The sequence below is a fragment of the Salinifilum ghardaiensis genome (assembly GCF_054491345.1).
The window spans coordinates 4094002-4111306 of the sequence record NZ_CM137101.1; the positions used below are offsets into that span (position 1 = coordinate 4094002).

13 protein-coding genes are annotated in these 17305 nt (G+C 73.3%); 2 read left to right on the forward strand and 11 right to left on the reverse strand.

All coding sequences use genetic code 11. The features are described from left to right. Window positions 1–9 precede the first annotated feature (9 nt). From ACVGV0_RS18650 to ACVGV0_RS18660, 3 genes are all read right to left on the reverse strand, one after another. Complete coding sequence (locus ACVGV0_RS18650; RefSeq protein WP_459156981.1) at window positions 10–1434, reverse strand: NAD(P)/FAD-dependent oxidoreductase; 1425 nt, start codon at window positions 1432–1434, stop codon at window positions 10–12. Between the two features lie 118 nt (window positions 1435–1552). Next, window positions 1553–1738, reverse strand: a complete 186-nt coding sequence (locus tag ACVGV0_RS18655; RefSeq protein ID WP_459156982.1) for a hypothetical protein — start codon at window positions 1736–1738, stop codon at window positions 1553–1555. A 155-nt stretch (window positions 1739–1893) separates the two neighbouring features. Further along, window positions 1894–2925 (reverse strand): uroporphyrinogen decarboxylase/cobalamine-independent methonine synthase family protein, encoded by a 1032-nt coding sequence (locus tag ACVGV0_RS18660; protein WP_459156983.1) that lies wholly within the window; start codon window positions 2923–2925, stop codon window positions 1894–1896. A gap of 85 nt (window positions 2926–3010) precedes the next feature. Here ACVGV0_RS18660 and ACVGV0_RS18665 point away from each other — a divergent pair, with 85 nt between their 5' ends. Then, window positions 3011–3574 carry a GNAT family N-acetyltransferase gene (locus tag ACVGV0_RS18665; protein ID WP_459156984.1) on the forward strand — a complete coding sequence of 188 codons (564 nt, stop codon included), beginning with the start codon at window positions 3011–3013 and terminating at the stop codon, window positions 3572–3574. Between the two features lie 66 nt (window positions 3575–3640). Here ACVGV0_RS18665 and ACVGV0_RS18670 read toward each other — a convergent pair whose 3' ends face one another. From ACVGV0_RS18670 to ACVGV0_RS18700, 7 genes are all read right to left on the reverse strand, one after another. Then, window positions 3641–5212: a fatty acyl-CoA synthetase gene (locus ACVGV0_RS18670; RefSeq protein WP_459156985.1), complete on the reverse strand. Its 1572-nt coding sequence runs from the start codon at window positions 5210–5212 to the stop codon at window positions 3641–3643. Between the two features lie 124 nt (window positions 5213–5336). Next, entirely contained in the window at window positions 5337–6428 is a 1092-nt protein-coding gene (gene mnmA, locus ACVGV0_RS18675) for a tRNA 2-thiouridine(34) synthase MnmA (RefSeq protein WP_459156986.1), read from the reverse strand. A 3-nt stretch (window positions 6429–6431) separates the two neighbouring features. Further along, window positions 6432–7661: a cysteine desulfurase family protein gene (locus ACVGV0_RS18680; RefSeq protein WP_459156987.1), complete on the reverse strand. Its 1230-nt coding sequence runs from the start codon at window positions 7659–7661 to the stop codon at window positions 6432–6434. A gap of 33 nt (window positions 7662–7694) precedes the next feature. After that, on the reverse strand, window positions 7695–9194 hold the full coding sequence (locus ACVGV0_RS18685) for an MFS transporter (protein ID WP_459156988.1): 1500 nt from the start codon (window positions 9192–9194) through the stop codon (window positions 7695–7697). A gap of 113 nt (window positions 9195–9307) precedes the next feature. Next, window positions 9308–10072 carry a pentapeptide repeat-containing protein gene (locus tag ACVGV0_RS18690; protein ID WP_459156989.1) on the reverse strand — a complete coding sequence of 255 codons (765 nt, stop codon included), beginning with the start codon at window positions 10070–10072 and terminating at the stop codon, window positions 9308–9310. A gap of 173 nt (window positions 10073–10245) precedes the next feature. Next, on the reverse strand, window positions 10246–11205 hold the full coding sequence (locus ACVGV0_RS18695; protein ID WP_459156990.1) for an electron transfer flavoprotein subunit alpha/FixB family protein: 960 nt from the start codon (window positions 11203–11205) through the stop codon (window positions 10246–10248). 34 nt (window positions 11206–11239) lie between these two features. Then, a complete protein-coding gene (locus tag ACVGV0_RS18700) occupies window positions 11240–12019 on the reverse strand; it encodes an electron transfer flavoprotein subunit beta/FixA family protein (RefSeq protein WP_459156991.1) in 780 nt (259 codons plus the stop codon). 310 nt (window positions 12020–12329) lie between these two features. Here ACVGV0_RS18700 and ACVGV0_RS18705 point away from each other — a divergent pair, with 310 nt between their 5' ends. Beyond that, on the forward strand, window positions 12330–13178 hold the full coding sequence (locus ACVGV0_RS18705; RefSeq protein ID WP_459156992.1) for a DegV family protein: 849 nt from the start codon (window positions 12330–12332) through the stop codon (window positions 13176–13178). Window positions 13179–13281: 103 nt separating this feature from the next. On the opposite strand, the gene hrpA is transcribed toward ACVGV0_RS18705, so the two are convergent. Further along, complete coding sequence (gene hrpA / locus ACVGV0_RS18710) at window positions 13282–17220, reverse strand: ATP-dependent RNA helicase HrpA (protein WP_459156993.1); 3939 nt, start codon at window positions 17218–17220, stop codon at window positions 13282–13284. Window positions 17221–17305: the final 85 nt, after the last annotated feature.

A 17305-nucleotide genomic window follows, 5' to 3' on the forward strand; every position in this document is an offset into this window, starting at 1 on the left:
GCGGTCCGCTCACCCGATGCCGGCGCTGCGCAACGCGCGCAGCCACCAGTTCGGCCGCCCCCGGTCCCGGTCGGCCGCGGCCAGCGACCACCGCGTCAGCTGCGTGCCCGCCCAACGCAGCGGTTCCGGCGGCAGCGGGCGCGGGTGCGTGCGCACCAGCTCCAGATCGGCGTTCTCGCCGCGCCGCCCGTCCAGCAGGTCGAGCACCGCGCCGGCGGTGAACCGGCTGGCCCCCACCCCCAGGCCGCTGTAGCCGAGGGCGTAGCCGACGCGCCCGCGGCGCGCCGTGCCGACGAACGGGCACAGCCGGGGGCACATGTCGATCGCACCGCCCCAGGCGTGCGTGAACCGCACCCCTTCCAGCTGCGGGAACGTGGCGAAGAAGTGGTCGGCGAGCGCGGCGAAGGTCTCCGGCCGCTGGTCCAGCTCGTCGCGCACCGCCCCGCCGAAGTGGTACACGGCGTCGTACCCGCCCCACAGGACCCGGTTGTCAGCGGTGAGCCGGTAGTAGTGGAACTGGTTGCCCGAGTCGCTGACGCCCTGCCGGCGGTTCCAGCCGACCTCGGCCAGCTGCCGGTCGGTGAGCGGTTCGGTGGCCAGCACGTGGTCGTACATCGGCAGCACGTACCGGCGCAGCCCGGACAGCAGCGGGCGGAACGCGTTCGTGGCCAGCAGCGCTCTCCGCGCGCGCACCGCGGCGTACGGGGTCCGTGCGGTCACCCCGGTGCGCTCGTCCTCGAGCGCGCGCACCGGGGTGCGCTCGTGCAGCCGCACCCCCGCCCGCAGGCAGGCCGCGCGCAGCCCCCGGGCCAGCCGCGCCGGGTCCACCAGGGCGACCGAATCCCGCATCCACAGCGCCCCGCGGTAGGTCGGCGAGTCCACCTCGCCGCGCGCCTGCTCGGCGTCGAGCAGCCGGGCGTCGTGGCCGTGCTCGGCGGCCAGCCGCGCCGCCGAGCGCAGCTGGGGCAGCTGCCAGTCGGCCACGGCGACCTCGAGCTCCCCGGTGCGTTCGAAGTCGCAGTCGATGCCGTGGGCGTGCACGGCCTTCTCGATCTCGTCGAGGTTGCGCAGGCCCAGCCGTTCCAGCCGCGCCAGCTCCCGCGGGAACCGGCGCAGCCCGTTGTGCAGCCCGTGGGTGAGGCTGGCTGCGCAGAACCCGCCGTTGCGCCCGGACGCGGCCCAGCCGCACTCGCGGGCGTCGACGAGCACCACGTCCCGGGCGGGGTCGCGTTCCTTCGCGCGCAACGCGGCCCACAGCCCGGTGTAGCCGCCGCCGATGACGAGCAGGTCGGTCGAGGTCGGTCGGGTCAGGGCCGAGGCGGGTGCGGGACGCTCCGAAGCGTCCAGCCACAGGGATCCGGGGTGCGCGTCGGCCAGCGCGGCCGCGTGCCGGTGCGGGCGGGAGCTACGTCGTCGCCACAGGGAAGAACGCATGACGGACACCGTGCTTCGTCGTTGCTCGAGCGGATGCGGGTGCGCGCGGCTCCGGGCGCGCACCGGGAGGCCCGCGACGCCGGACGCGTGCGGGTGTCGGAGCGAGCAGGAGGGTGAGTCAACCGCCGGCGGCGTCGTGCACCGCCGCGCCCCCGCGTTCCGCGGGCGGCAGGTGCGGTGTCGGAACGAGTCCCGCTGCGGCCGATCCGGTCTCGGCCGCCTGCCGGGCGTTCCGGGGCCCGGGGCGCTCACCGCCGCACGGGCAGGAACGCTGGCTCACCACGTGGGTTCGCACCACGCGCATCGGAGCCACCTCCCAAGGCTTGTCGTGCCTCGGTTCCGACTCTGGCAGTGCTGGCGTCCCGCGACAAGTGCTCCGAGGAGCGGCGCGCGCCCGGTGGCGCAGCGCGCCCTGCTGCGGCGCAGCGGAGGGGTCCGGTCAGCGCAGCGGGGAGCCCGTCAGGCGGCGGCTTCCTCGGCGAACATGCGCGCCAGCGCGGCGGAGAGCTTCAACGCGCGCTGCGCCCGCGACGGGGTCGCCCGCACCAGCCCGCCGCACGGGGTCGGCACGGCGTGGTCGCGCAGCACCGCGTTCGGGAAGCCGAGCCGCGCGATCAGGTCGAACGCGGGCATGGCGAGTTCGCGCACCTGGTCCGAGGCCGGGTCGCCCCCGCTGGGGACCAGCCCGAGCAGGAACGTGGTGCCCTCCTGCCACGCCTCGCCGAACGCGTCGGCGAGTTCCCCGCTGACCTCCCCGAGCCGCAGGAGGTCCAGCGCGAGGGCGTCCGCTCCGGCCCGCCGCAGCATCGTCACCGGCGGGCGCGGAGCGGAGCAGTGCACGATCACCGGCCGCTGCGTCATCCCGCGCACGCGGTCGAGCACATCGGACAGCAGCGCCCGCGCTTCCGGCTCCGGCACGGCCGGAACCGTGCCGTAGCCCGAGGGGGTGGGCAGGTCACCGGCCAGCACCTGCGGCAGCACCGGCTCGTCCAGCTGGACGAGCGCGGGCGCGCCGGTGCGGGCGACGACCTCGTCGATGTGGCGGGCCAGCCCCTCCAGCGCGGAGCTCGTGAAGTCCCGCAGCGCACCGTGGTCGGTGAGCACGCGGTGGCCGCTGGCCAGTTCCACCCCCGCGCCGAGGGTCCACGGTCCGACGGCCTGCACCTTCACCGCGCGCGGCGCGCCGAGCTCGGTGGCGGCCTGCTCCATCGCGTCCAGGTCCCAGCGCAGCAGGTCCACCGCGCGCCGGTGGTCGCGGCCCGGGCGCTGCGCCACGCGGTAGCCGGAGGGCACCACCTCCACCGCGAGGTCGACGAGCATGCCCGCGGTGCGCCCCACGGCATCGGCGCCCACGCCGCGTTCGGGCAACTCCGGGAACGGCGTCAGATCGGGCAGCTGCGCGATGACGGTGCGCGCGCTCTCCACCGCGTCGGTTCCCGGCATCGAGCCGAGCGCGGTGGCCGTACCTGCCCCCCAAGGTGCTTCACTCACGACCCCATTGTCCCCCCGGACGATCGACATGCCGGTGGCCCCGGGGGGTGTGCGCGGCCGCCGCTCGTCCGGCACGCTGACAGGCATGACCGACGCCGAGACCCCCGTACCCGTCCCGATGCGGTTGGACCACCTCTCCGGCGTGCTGGACCTGGGGTTCCGGTTGTTCGACGTGCACACGATGCCGTACACCTCCTGGTCGTTGTCGAGCGCGGCCACGCACCTCGACACCCAGCCGGAGGCCTGCTGGGTCGTCGAGGAGGAGGGGGCGGTCGTCGGGTTCGTGCTCGCCTCGATGTCCTACGACGAGCGGGCGGACTGGGGCTACGTGGAGTGGATCGCGGTCGATCCCGCGAACCGCGGGCGGGGACTGGCCGACGCGCTGCTGGAGCGCTCGTGCGCCGCCCTGTTCGCCGCGGGCGCCACCCGCATCGTCACGGACGTGGAGCGCAGCAACACGGCCTCGGCCAAGGTGATGCACCGCAACGGGTTCACCGACAGCGTCACCGTCACCATGTTCATCCGGCACGCGCCGGACGTGCCGCCCGGGAGGCAGCCGCGCGCGGGCGTGCGGCCCCGCGACCCGGCCAAGGCGCGCCTGCACGCGGCCGCGCGGAAGGGCGGCACCGACGCGGAGTCGCAGGAGTGAGGACCGCTGCCGCGGGACGGCCCCGGCTTCCCCAGCTGCCCCCTCACCAGCCGATCCGCAGGCGCCCTAGCCGTCGAGGGCGGGGGTTCCGTGCTCCCGGATGGCCTCCCGCAGGGTGCGCTTGAGCAGCTTGCCGGCACCGTTGCGCGGCAGGTCGTCCACCACGTGCACCCGCTTGGGCACTTTGAAGGCGGCGAGGTTCCCGCGGACGTGCGCGAGGATCTCCTGCTCGTCCACTTCCCGTCCGTCCACTGCGGAGTTCAGCACGACGACGGCGTTGATCGCCTCGCCCCACTGCTCGTCGGGCACGGCCACGACCGCCACCTCGCGCACCGCGGGGTGGGTGTAGAGCACGTCCTCGACCTCCCGCGAGGCCACCAGCACCCCGCCGGTGTTGATCACGTCCTTGATCCGGTCGACGACGTGGACGTAGCCCTCCGCGTCGGCGCGCACCAGGTCGCCGGAGTGGAACCACCCGTCCCGGAAGGCCTTCCGGGTCTCCTCCGGGTCGTCCCAGTAGCCGGTGCACAGCTGCGGCGAGCGGTACACGATCTCCCCCGGGTCGCCGGGCGCGACCTCCTCGCCGGCCTCGTCGACGATGCGCGTTTCCACGAACATCACCGGCCTCCCCGCGGAATCCGGCCGCTCCTCGTGCTCCTCGGGCCGCAGCACCGTCGCGAGTGGACCGATCTCGGACTGGCCGAAGCAGTTGTAGAACGCCAGCTGCGGCAGCGCCCCCTGCAGGCGCCGCAGCACGGGCACCGGCATGACCGAAGCACCGTAGAAGGCCTTGCGCAGGGAGCGCAGGTCGCGCGTGCCGAACTCGGCGTGGTTGGCCAGCGCCACCCACAGCGTGGGCACGGCGAAGAACGCCCCGATGCGCTCCTCCTCGATGCGCCGCAGCAGGTCCGCCGGCTCCGGGGACTCGCGCAGGTGGTTGGTCGCCCCGATCATCAGGTACGGCAGCAGGAACACGTGCATCTGCGCCGAGTGGTACAGCGGCATCACGTGCAGCGGGCGGTCGTCGGGATCGAGGTCCAGCGCCTGGATGCACGAGACGTACTCGTGCAGCAGCGCGCGGTGGGTCATCATCGCGCCCTTCGGCCGCGACGTGGTGCCCGAGGTGTACAGCAGTTGCACGACGTCGTTCTCGTCCGGCGGCTCGCCCGGTTCGGGAACCGGTCCGGAGCAGGCCTGCTCCAGCAGGGACCCCTCGCGGTCCCGCAGCGGCAGGGTGCGCTGCAGCGCGGTGTCCGCGCGCACCTCGGCGACCGCCTCGGTCAGGTCGGGGTCGACCAGTGCCAGCGTGCTGCCGGAGTGGCTCAGCAGGTAGGACAGCTCTGCCCCGGCGAGGCTGTTGTTCACCGGCACGTGGATCAGCCCCGCCCGGGCGCACGCCAGGTAGCCGATCAGGTAGGCGTCCGAGTTCTTGCCGTAGGCCGCCACCCGTTCCCCGGCGCGCGCACCGGTCCCGGTCAGCCACGCGGCCACCCGGCTGACCGCGTCGTCGAGGGCCGCGTAGGTCCAGCTGCGCGTCGCCCCGGTGTCGTCGGTGAACCGCAGCGCGGTCCGCTCGGGGTGGCGCGCGGCGCTGCGCCGCAGCACGTCCGCCACCGCGCTGGACCGAAGAGCCTCCATGACCGCCTCCGTTCGCCGGTTGTGACCCGGAACACTACCGGCGGTGAGCGGAGGATTCCAGCTCGCGGCGGAACCGCGCGGGGAGGCCGGCGCCCGGCCCGGCGGTCGCCCCGGACGCGGGACGTCAGCGCGTCCCGGCGATGATCCCGCTGCCGAGGACGAGATCGTCCGCCTCGGAGTCCGGCCGGTACAGCACCATCGCCTGGCCCGGTGCGACGCCGCGCATCGGCCGGCGCAGCTGGACCCGGATGCCGTCCTCGTCCGCCTCGGCCACGGCGTCGACGGCCTCCCCGTGCGCGCGCACCTGCACGGCGCACTCGGTGGGCCCCTCCAGCGGCTGCTCCGACGGCCAGATCGGCCGGTCGGCGTCGATCTCGGTGACGTCGAGCTGCTCCGCCGAACCGACCTCGACCGTGCCGGAGACCGGCTCCAGCGAGAGCACGTACCGCGGGCGCCCGTCCGGCGCGGGCGCGTCGATGCCCAGGCCCTTGCGCTGCCCCACGGTGAACCCGTGCACACCGGTGTGGTGCCCGAGCACGGCACCGCTCTCGGAGTCGACGAGCTCGCCGGGGTTGTGGCCGATCTGCTCGTCGAGGAACTTCTTGGTGTCGCCGTCCGGGATGAAGCAGATGTCGTGGCTGTCCGGTTTGGACGCCACGGCCAGGTCGCGGCGGGCGGCCTCGTCGCGCACCTCGGACTTGAGCGAGTGGCCGAGCGGGAACATCGAGTGGCGCAGCTGCTCGGCCGTCAGCGAGGCGAGCACGTACGACTGGTCCTTGCCCCCGTCCCGGCTGCGCCGCAGCACCGGCTGACCGTCCACAACGGACAGCTGCGCGTAGTGCCCGGTGCACACCGCGTCGAAGCCCAGCGCCATGCCCTTCTCCAGCACGGCCTGGAACTTGATCTTCTCGTTGCAGGTCAGGCACGGGTTCGGAGTGCGCCCCGCGGCGTACTCGCCGACGAAGTTCTCGATGACGTCCTCGGTGAACCGCTCGGCGAAGTCCCACACGTAGAACGGGATGCCGAGCAGGTCCGCGGCCCGCCGCGCGTCGCGGGAGTCCTCCACCGTGCAGCACCCGCGCGCCCCGCTGCGCAGCGTGCCGGGTTCGGCCGACAGCGCCAGGTGCACCCCGACCACCTCGTGTCCGGCCTCCACGGCCCGCGCGGCAGCGACAGCCGAATCAACACCGCCGCTCATCGCGGCCAGAACTCGCACGCCTCACACCTCCGTAGCGGCGGTCGTCCCCTCCGCGGCCCGACGCAGGCCGGGAAGCCCGGCGTTGCGGGCGCGTTCCACGACCGGGCCGATGGCCCCGGTCAGCGCCCGCACGTCGTCCGCGGTCGAGGTGTGCCCCAGGGAGAACCGCAGCGATCCCCGCGCGGTCCGCGCCGGTGCCCCCATCGCCAGCAGCACGTGGCTCGGCTCGGCCACCCCCGCGGTGCAGGCCGACCCGGTGGAGCACTCGATGCCCTGGGCATCCAACAACATCAACAAACTGTCCCCCTCGCAGTCGGGGAACGTGAAGTGCGCGTTCCCCGCCAGCCGGGCGGGGCCGCCGTCCAACTCGCCGCCGGGGTCGCCGTTGAGCACCACGTCCGGCACCACCGCGCGCACCCCGGCGATCAGCTCGTCCCGCAGCGCGGCCAGCTCCGGGGCGCGCCGGCCCCGTTCGTCCACCGCCTCGCGCAGCGCGCTGGCCAGCCCCATGATCCCGGGGGTGTCCAGCGTGCCGGAACGCACCTCGCGCTCCTGCCCGCCGCCGTGCAGCACCGGAGTGCAGTCCACGTCCCGCGACAGCAGCAGCACCCCCACGCCGTAGGGGCCGCCGATCTTGTGCCCGGTGAGCGTCATCGCCGCCGCGCCGGACGCGGCGAAGTCCACCGGCACCGTTTCGACCGCCTGCACCGCGTCGGTGTGCAGCGGCACCCCGTGGCGCTCGGCGACGGCGGCCAGCTCGCGTACCGGGTTGACCGTGCCGACCTCGTTGTTCGCCCACATGACCGTGGCCAGCGCCACCTCGTCGGCGTGCTCGGACAGCACCCGCTCCAGCTCGTCCGGGAGCACCCGGCCGGCGGCGTCCACCTCCAGCCAGCTCACCTCGGCCTGCTCGTGCTTGACCAGCCACTCGACCGCGTCGAGCACGGCGTGGTGCTCCACGCCGGAGGCGACGATCCGGCAGCGCCGCGGGTCCGCGGCGCGCCGCGACCAGTAGATGCCCTTGATCGCCAGGTTGTCGCTCTCCGTGCCGCCGCCCGTGAACAGGACCTCCGAGGGGCGCGCACCGAGCGCGGCGGCGATGTCCTCCCGGGATTCCTCCACCGCACGCCGGGCCCGCCGCCCCGAGCTGTGCAGCGAGGACGCGTTGCCCAGCCGGCTCAGCGCCTCGCTGGTCACCGCGATCGCGTTCGGCCGCATCGGGGTCGTGGCGGCGTGGTCCAGGTAGGTCATCGTTTTCCCAGGGTACTGCACGCGTACCGAAGCTCACTCGCGTGTGGGGGCATCGGGGGAGGAGCGGGCGGAGCGCAGCACGAGCACGGCCAGCAGCGCGGCCGTGCCCACCAGGACCAGGTCCACCGGAACCACCCCGCGCGCCGGACCGCCCGGCGTCGCGAGCGCGCTGACGACGACACCGCCGAGGCCCACCAGCACGGCCTGCCCCAGCATGTCCGACAGCTGCAGCGCCGAGGAGTGGAACCCCCGCTCGGACTCCGGCGACAGGGCCAGCACCCGCACCGAGGTGCTCGCGATCCCGACGCCCATGCCGGCGCCCGCCACGGCCCAGGCGGCGAACACCAGCCAGGCCGGCCCCCAGGACGGCGCGGCCAGCGCGAGCCCCGCGACCCCCAGGGCGACCATGCCGAACCCGGCGGCGACCACGGGCTCGCGCCGCACCGACCGAGCGCGCCCCTGCAGCAGCGCCCCGGCGGCCCACCCCAGCGAACCGACGGTCAGCGGAATCCCGGCCGCGGTCGGCGAGTAGCCGTGCGCCACCGACAGCACCAGCGGCACGAACGCCTGGGCGGTGAAGAACACCCCGGCGAGCATGCCGCGGGAGGCCACCATGGCCGGGATGCCCGCGCCCACGCGGAAGGTGCCGCGCGGCAGCAGCACCAGCAGCGAGGGCACGAGCGCGGCGAGCCCGGCCGCGCCGAGCACGAGCGCCGCCGGCGAGGGGTTCTGCGCGGCCCAGTTCACCGCGATCACCCCGCCCGCGGCACCGGCCGCGGCCCACGGCATGCCGCGCCGCGGGGGTGTCGCACCCGTTCCCGCGCCGGACCCGAACCGCCGCAGCGAGGGCACCAGCAGCAGCGCGCCCAGCACCACGAACGGGGCGAGCCCGAGGAACACCCAGCGCCAGCTGACGTGCTCGGTGAGGAAGCCGGCGATGACCGGGCCGAGCAGCGACGGCACGATCCACGCCGAGGACAGCGCGCCGAACGCGGCCGGCCGGTGCCGCTCGGGGTAGACGCGGGCGATCAGCACGTACAACGCGACGATGACCGCCCCGCCGCCGATGCCCTGCAGCGCCCGCGCCACGAGCAGCACCCCCATGTTCGGGGCGGCGCCCGCGAGCAGCAGACCCGCGGCGAACAGGGGCAGCGCCGCCAGCAGCGGCGCGCCCGGGCCGGTGCGGTCGGCCTGGCGCCCGCCGAGGACGGTGCCGAGCGCGCTGGTGGCCATGAACACGGTGTAGGGCCAGGAGTACCAGCGCTGCGCGTCCAGGTCGGCCACGATCGTGGGCAGCGCCGTGGCCAGCCCCATCGCTTCGAAGGCGATGAGGGTGATCACCAGCACCAGGCCGAAGGTGAAGGTGCGCCGCTCGGGGCTGAACAGGGCGCTGTCGCGCCGCGGATCGGCGGGAACCGCTTCGGCGGCAGCGTCCTCGGCGCCGGCCGGGCGGCGCGGGGGTTCCGGCCCGCTCGGGAAGCCTGCGTCGGGGCTCTCCTGCGCGGGGTGCGGCTCGGGCTCCGAAGAACTCACGCGCTCCACACTGCAACTTCACCCCAGGTGGAAGTCCAGCCTCCGGACCGCCCCGCTCCCGGCGTACCGCCCCGCCTGCGGACGGGCGCGCGGCGTCGCGCCGCGGAAACCGCTCATTCGAGCACGGTGATGCCCAGGGCGGCGCAGATCTCCGCTGCCTGCGCCGACGAGACGACCGCGCCGCGCAACTGCCGCGGCGCGTCGGCGGTGAGTTCGCCGAGGTCGCTGCCGCGCAGGTCGGCACCGTCCAACCGGGTCGTGGACAGGTCGAGGTCGCGGAGACGGCAACCGGCGAACACGGCGTCGCGCAGATCGGTCCCCCGCAGGTCGGCCTCGCTGAGGTCGCTGCCGGTCACGTGGACCCCCCGCAGCGGGAGTTCGGACAGGTTCGCCAACTGCAGATTGCAGTCGGCGATGTCGAACGAGACCGCGATCCCCCGCGCCGCCGTCAGGTCGACCCCGATCATGCGGCAACCACGGAAACGCACGTCCGCCAGCAGGGTTCCGCGCAGCCGGGCGTGGGCGAGGTCGGTGCTGTCGAAGACGGCATCGGTCAGGTCCGCATCGGTGAGATCGACGCCGGCGCACCGGGCGCCTGCGAGGCGCGCACCGTCGAGCCTCGCTCCGCGCAGGCGTGCTTCCGCGAGGGTGCACTGCTCGAACACCACGTCCGCGAGTTCCGCGCCGCGCAGGTCCGCCACCGAGAGATCGCACCGGCGGAACACCCGAGCAGGGCGGGACGCGGCCTCCGCACGCCGCGGCACTTCCGCCCCGCGGTCGAACATCTCCCGCAGGTCGCGTCCGGAGAAGTCGCAGTCGACCAAGACTTCGTCGCTGTCGTCGTCGCGGGGAACCGCGTGCTGATCCGCACCTTCCACGAGGCGGAGTCTGCCAGCAGTCACCGACGGAACCGCGGAGGCGCAACGAGCACCGGCCGCGGACGCCCGAGCCGCGCCCCGGCACGACACGCGAAAACGGGCGGGTGCGCGCGGCACCCGCCCGTTCGCGCGGGGGTCACGGCGGTACGACCGCCGGCCCCGCGCGGGGAGCGTCAGCCCTTGCGCTTGGTGACCTCCTCGGTCAGCTGCGGTGCGACCTTGAACAGGTCGCCGACGACGCCGTAATCGGCGACCTCGAAGATCGGCGCCTCCGCGTCCTTGTTGACCGCCACGATCGTCTTCGACGTCTGCATGCCCGCGCGGTGCTGGATCGCACCCGAGATGCCCAGCGCGACGTACAGCTGCGGCGATACCGTCTTGCCGGTCTGGCCCACCTGGAACTGGTGCGGGTAGTAGCCCGAGTCCACCGCCGCGCGCGAGGCGCCCACCGCGGCACCGAGCGCGTCGGCCAGCTGCTCCACCACGGCGAAGCTCTCGGACGAGCCGACACCGCGCCCGCCGGAGACGACGACGTTCGCCTCGGTCAGCTCCGGCCGGTCACCGGCCTCGACCGGCTGCCGCCCGGTGATCTCCGCGGCGGCGCCCGCCTCCTGCGTCGGCACCTCCACCGGCTCCTCGGTCGCCGCACCGGCCACACCGTCGGGGTCGACGGCGCCCGGCTGCAGCGTCACGATCGGCGTGCCCACCGCGACCTGCGAGGTCGCGTCGTAGGTGCCGCCGAAGAGCGAGTGCGCGGCCACGCCCTGGCCGTCCAGATCGACCGCCTCGGAGACCAGCCCCGAGCCGGTGCGGATCGCCAGCCGGCCGGCGATCTCCTTGCCGTCGATCGACGCCGGCAGCAGCACCGCCGCCGGGCTGGTGCGCTCGACCAGCGCGGCCAGCACGTCCACCTGCGGGGTGACCAGGTACTGGTTCGCCTCCGCGGACTCGCCGACGTAAACCTTCTCCGCACCGAACTCCGCCAGCGCGCCCTGCACCTTGCCGGCCGCGCCCGACTCGCCGACGACCACCGCCGCCGGCGTGCCGATGCGCCGCGCAGCGCTCAGCAACTCCGCCGTGGACTTCTTGACCTCACCGTCCACGTGGTCGACGAGGACCAACACCTCAGCCATGAATCACTGCCTCCTCACACAACCCGCGGACGACTCACACCAGCTTCTGACCGGCCAGGAACTCGACCAGCCGCACACCGCCGTCGCCCTCGTCGGTGACCTTCTCCCCCGCCTGCTTCGGCGGCTTCGGCGCGGAGGAGACCACCGTCGAGGCCGCCCCGGCCAGTCCGACCGCACCGGCGTCGATGCCCACCTCGGCCAGTGACAGGGTCTGCACCGGCTTCTTCTTCGCCGCCATGATCCCCTTGAACGACGGGTACCGCGGCTCGTTGATCTTCTCCGTCACCGACACCACGGCCGGCAGGTTCGCCCGCACCGTGCTCACCCCGGCGTCGGTCTCGCGCTCGATGGTGGCCTGCGCACCGTCGATGGCCACCGACCGCGCGAACGTCAGCTGCGGCCAGCCCAGCAGCTCGGCCAGCATCGCCGGCACCGCGCCCACGCGACCGTCGGTGGCCTCGTTGCCCGCGATGACCATGTCCACGCCCTCGACCGTGCCGACCGCCGCGGCCAGCACCCGCGCCGTGGCCGGCGCGTCGCTGCCGTGCAGCGCCTCGTCCGAGACGTGCACCGCCTTGTCCGCACCCATCGACAACGCCTTGCGGATCGCGTCGGTGGCCCGATCCGGCCCCATGCACACCGCGGTGACCTCCCCGCCGTGCGCCTCCTTCACCTGCAGGGCCTCCTCGACGGCGCGCTCGTTGATCTCGTCCAGAACGGCGTCCGCGGACTCCCGATCCAACGTGTGATCCGCGGACAGCCTCCGCTCGGAATACGTGTCGGGCACCTGCTTGACCAGGACAACAATGTTCATGGGCCCTCTTCGACCTCCCGCGGACTACCGACGCTGCTCTGCGTGGTCCCGGCGGCGCGGCCGGGACGATGAACCGCCGCTCCGCCGGGGCGAAGCGCCGGTGCTGTCAACCACCCCGGATGTTACTTATCAGTAGCACATCCGCCAGCAGGTGGCGGGAGTGACGGTACTCACCCTCCCAGGGAAAAGGCCGGCACCGCACCCCGGCTAACGATCGTTCACCCCGTTTCCTACCTCACCGCGCCGCGCTCGCGGAAGTGCCTCCACCCGGCCCAGCACGGGAGCGCCCGCGCACGTCTAACCTGTTGGTATGAACCACCGCGTCGCCGTCGTCACCGACTCGACCGCCTCCATCCCGCCGAAAGTGTCCGAGCAGCTCGGCATCTTCCCGGTGCAGCTGGAACTCACGGTGGGCGGGGAAACCAACGACGAGCGCCGCGTGCCGCACGCCGACCTCGCGCGCGCCATGACCGACGGCGTTCCCGTGGACACGTCGGAACCCCCGCCGCCCGCGTTCTTCTGGAACTACTCGGACGCCCAGGCCGCCGGCGCCGAAGCGGTGCTGTCGGTGCACATCTCCGAACAGCTCTCACGCACCTGCGCGTCCGCCCGCGTCGCGGCCGAGGAGGTGGGCGTGCCGGTGTACGTGGTCGACTCGCAGCTGGTCGGCATGAGCCTCGGCTGCAGCGTCATCGCCGCCGCCGAGGCCGCCCACAGCGGTTGCGGCGCAGCGCAGGTCATGGACGTGCTCGACCACCGGATGCGCAACTCGATGCAACTGCTGTACGTCGACACGCTCGAGCACCTCCGGCGCGGCGGCCGCATCGGGCGCGCCCAGGCCTGGCTGGGCGGGGCCCTGTCGGTGAAACCGGTGCTCGCCGTCAACGAGGGCATGATCGACAAGCACCTCCAGGCCATGGGCCGCGACCGCGCGCTGCGCAAGATGGTGCGCACGGCCGTGGAGCACGCGGGCGGGCGCCCGGTCGACATCGGCGTCGAGCACTTCACCAGCCCGGAGGACGCCCAGGAGCTGCTGCACCGGATCCAGCGGGAGACCCCGCTCGCGCGCCGCGTCAGCATCGCCGAGACCAGCGCTGTGCTCGGAGCCCACACCGGGCCGGGTGCCATCGGCGTGACCGTCTCCCCCGCCGAACGCTGACCGGTCGACGTCCAGCCACCATCTCCGCCGCGCAGCAGCTGGCGGGAGGTCCCGCTCCGGAAGCCCTGCGCGACCGGCGCAGCGCACCACCCCACCGCTCAGCTCATCCTGCGAGCCCGTCCATGGCCCGGTGCAACCGCTTGACCGACACCGAGTGCGCCGTGCCGAGGTTCTGCGCGAACACGCCCACCCGCAGTTCCTGCAGCATCCAGCCGATCGGCACCACGGACTCCCACACCTGCTCCCCGCGCTGCGCCGCGTCCAGCAGGTCCTCGTACCGCTCGCGGACCGGATCGATCTCGTCCATCCGCTCCAGATCGCGCAGCGGGTGGTGGCGCAGCTTCTCCAACCGCTGCTCCACCGCGAGCAGGTACCGCACCAGGTCGTTCAACCGCGCCGCACCGGTTTCGGCGATGAATCCCGGGTGGACCAACGAGCCCAGCTGCTCCCGGACGTCGTCCAGCGATTCCCGCCGCGCCCCCGCCGGAGCGCTGTCCAACTGCGAGGAAACCCGGCCGAAAACGGTCAGCACCTTCTCCACTGTGGACATGATGCCCGCGGTGACGGGGCCGAGCTGGGAGCGCGCCACGCCGACGAGGCGGTTGAACGACTCCTCGTCGGCAACGGGCTCGCGGTGCTCGGCGATGATCCGGTCGGCCGCGCAGCGCACGCAGTCGGCGAGCAGTTCGCCGAGGCCGTCGTGCGGACCGCCGGAGAGCGCCAACCGCTGCGCGGGCGACATCCCCTTCTGCAGGGACTTCACCGGTGAGGGCACGTTCAGCAGCACGAGCCTGCGCAGCCCCAGGGCGTGCGCCCGCCGCTGCTCGGCCTCCGTGCCGAACGTGCGCACCCCGACGGTCTCGCCCTCGTCGACCAGTGCCGGATAGGCCCGCACCCGGTGCCCGTCCCGCTGCTGCTCGAAAGTTCCCGGAAGTTCTCCGAAGTCCCAACTGGACAGTCCGCTGCGCTGGACCTCGTCGGCGGCCGCGGACAACTCGGCGGAGACCGCGGGGGCCAGTTCCCGCCGCAGTGCGCCGAGGTCCCCGCCCTCGGCGACGGCCGCGCCGTTCTCGTCGACGATGCGGAAGGTCATCTTCAGGTGGTCCGGCACGCGGTCGAAGTCCCACGCCTCGCGCGGCACGAGCACCCCGGTCATCTGCCGCAGCCACGAGCTCAGCGCATCCACCAGCGCACCGTCGAACGGGCGCATCCGGTCCAGCAGCGCCCGCGCGTAGTCCGACGCCGGGACGAAGTTGCGGCGCAGCTCCTTCGGCAGCGCCTTGAGCAGCGCGACCACGAGATCCTCGCGCAGACCCGGGATCTGCCAGTCGAACCCGCTGCCGTCGACCTGGTTCAACGCGGCCAGCGGGATGTGCGCGGTGACGCCGTCGGCGTCGGCGCCCGGTTCGAACTGGTAGGTCAGCCGGAACTCGTGCCCGTCCCGCCGCCACGCGCTGGGGTACTCGTACTCGGTGATCTCCGGCGAGCCGGCGTTGATGAGCATCGACCTGTCGAAGGTGAGCAGGTCCGGCTGGCTGCGCCGGGTCTTCTTCCACCAGGTGTCGAAGTGCCGCCCCGAGACGACCTCCGCACCGACGCGGCGGTCGTAGAACTCGAACAGCGTCTCGTCGTCGACGACGATGTCGCGGCGCCGCGCGCGATCCTCCAGCTCCGCCACGGACCGCAGGGTCTCCCGGTTGCGGTGGAAGAACTCGTGCCGGGTGTCCCAGTCGCCCTCCACCAGGGCGTGCCGGATGAACAGCTCCCGCGCCACGGGCGGGTCGATCCTGCCGTAGTTCACCTTGCGGTCGACGACGAGCGGCAGCCCGAACAGCGTGACCTTCTCGTAGGCGAGGACCGCGGCCTGGCTCTTCTCCCAGTGCGGCTCGCTGTAGTTGCGCTTGACCAGGTGCCCGGCGATCCGCTCGACCCACTCCGGTTCGATGCGCGCGCACGTGCGCGCCCACAGCCGCGTGGTCTCGACCAGTTCCGCCGCCATCACCCACTGCGGCGGTTTCTTCGCCAGCACCGATCCGGGGAAGATCGCGAACCGCGTGTTGCGCGCACCCTGGAACTCGCGGGGACCGCGCTTGCGCTGCGCGCCCTTCTTCTCCACGTCCTGCACGCCGACGTGCGAGAGCAGACCGGCCAGCAGCGACTGGTGCACCCGGTCGGCATCGGCGGCCTGGTCGTTCAGCGACATGTCCATGCCCTTGACCAGCTGGCGCAGCTGCCCGTACAGGTCCTGCCACTCGCGCACGCGCAGGTGGTTGAGGAACTCCGCCTGGCACCGCTTGCGGAACTGGTTGCCGGACAGCTCCCGCTGCCGCTGGCGCAGGTACCGCCACAGGTGCACGTAGGACAGGAAGTCGGACTCCGCGTCGTTGAACCGCCCGTGCTGGGAGTCGGCGGCCTCCTGCTGTTCCGCCGGGCGCTCCCGCGGATCCTGAATGGACAGAGCGGTGGTGATGACGAGGACCTCGTGCAGGCACCCGTTGCTCTCGCCCTCGAGCACCATCCGCGCCAGCCGCGGGTCCACGGGCAGTTCGGCGACCCGGCGGCCCACGTCGGTCAGCTTCCGACCGCCGCTGTTGGTCTGCCGCAGCGCGCCCAGCTCGTTGAGCAGCTGCACGCCGTCGGCGATCTGCCGCCGGTCCGGCGGTTCGACGAACGGGAAGGACTCCACATCGCCCAGCCCCAGCGACGTCATGCGCAGGATCACCGACGCGAGGTTGGTGCGCAGGATCTCCGGGTCGGTGAACTCCGGCCGGGCCAGGAAGTCCTCCTCCGAGTACAGCCGGATGCAGACGCCTTCGGAGACGCGGCCGCAGCGCCCCTTGCGCTGGTTCGCCGAGGCCTGCGAGATCGGTTCCACCGGCAGGCGCTGCACCTTGGTGCGGTGGCTGTAGCGGGAGATCCGCGCCGTTCCGGGGTCGATGACGTACTTGATCCCCGGGACGGTCAGCGAGGTCTCGGCCACGTTGGTCGCCAGCACGATGCGCCGCCCGGAGTGCGGGGCGAAAGCCCGGCGCTGCTCGTCCATCGACAACCGCGCGTACAGCGGCAGGACCTCGGTGTTCGGCAGTTCCCGACCGCGCAGCACTTCCGCCGTGTCGCGGATCTCCCGCTCGCCGCTGAGGAACACCAGGATGTCGCCGGGGCCTTCGGCGGTGAGCTCGTCGACGGCGTCGCTGATCGCCTGCGCCTGGTCCCGCATGACGTCCTCGTCGGCGTCCGAGCCGTCCACCAGCGGCCGGTAGCGCACCTCCACCGGGTAGGTGCGCCCGGACACCTCGACGACCGGGGCGTCACCGAAGTGGCGGGAGAATCGCTCCGGGTCGATCGTCGCCGAGGTGATGATGACCTTCAGGTCGGGACGCTTCGGCAGCAGCTGCTTGAGGTAGCCGAGCAGGAAGTCGACGTTGAGCCCGCGCTCGTGCGCCTCGTCGATGATGATCGTGTCGTAGCGGCGCAGCATGCGGTCGTGCTGGATCTCGGCCAGCAGGATCCCGTCGGTCATGAGCTTGACCAGCGTGCCCTCGTCGGCGCGCTCGGTGAACCGCACCTGGTACCCGACGGTGTCGCCGAGGTCGCTGCCCACCTCATCGGCCACGCGCTGCGCCACGGTGCGCGCGGCGATCCGCCGCGGCTGGGTGTGCCCGATCATCCCGTGCACGCCGCGCCCGAGCTCCAGGCACATCTTCGGCAGTTGCGTCGTCTTGCCCGAACCGGTCTCACCGGCGACGATGACGACCTGGTTGTCCCGGATCGCCTCGAGCAGGTCCTCCCGGCGGTGGCTGACCGGCAGCTCCTCCGGGTAATCCGGCTCGGGCACGCGCGCCCGCCGCTGCGCCAGCCGCTGCTCCGACTCGGCCACGTCCGCGACGATCTCGTCGAGGACGGCGCGCAGCTTCCGCTCGTCGCGGATCTTGCGCGCGCCGTCCAACCGCTTGCGCAACCGCTGCTGGTCCCGCGTCATCAGTTCGCCGACGCGTTCGCGCAGCTCGGGCAGGGAGGGGGTGGTGGCAGCCGAGGTTTCCATACCGGGCTCCAGGATAGGCGTCCCGCAACCGCGTGCCCACGGACACCGGGCACCCGGCCGAGCGCACGGGCACCGGCGTGGCGGG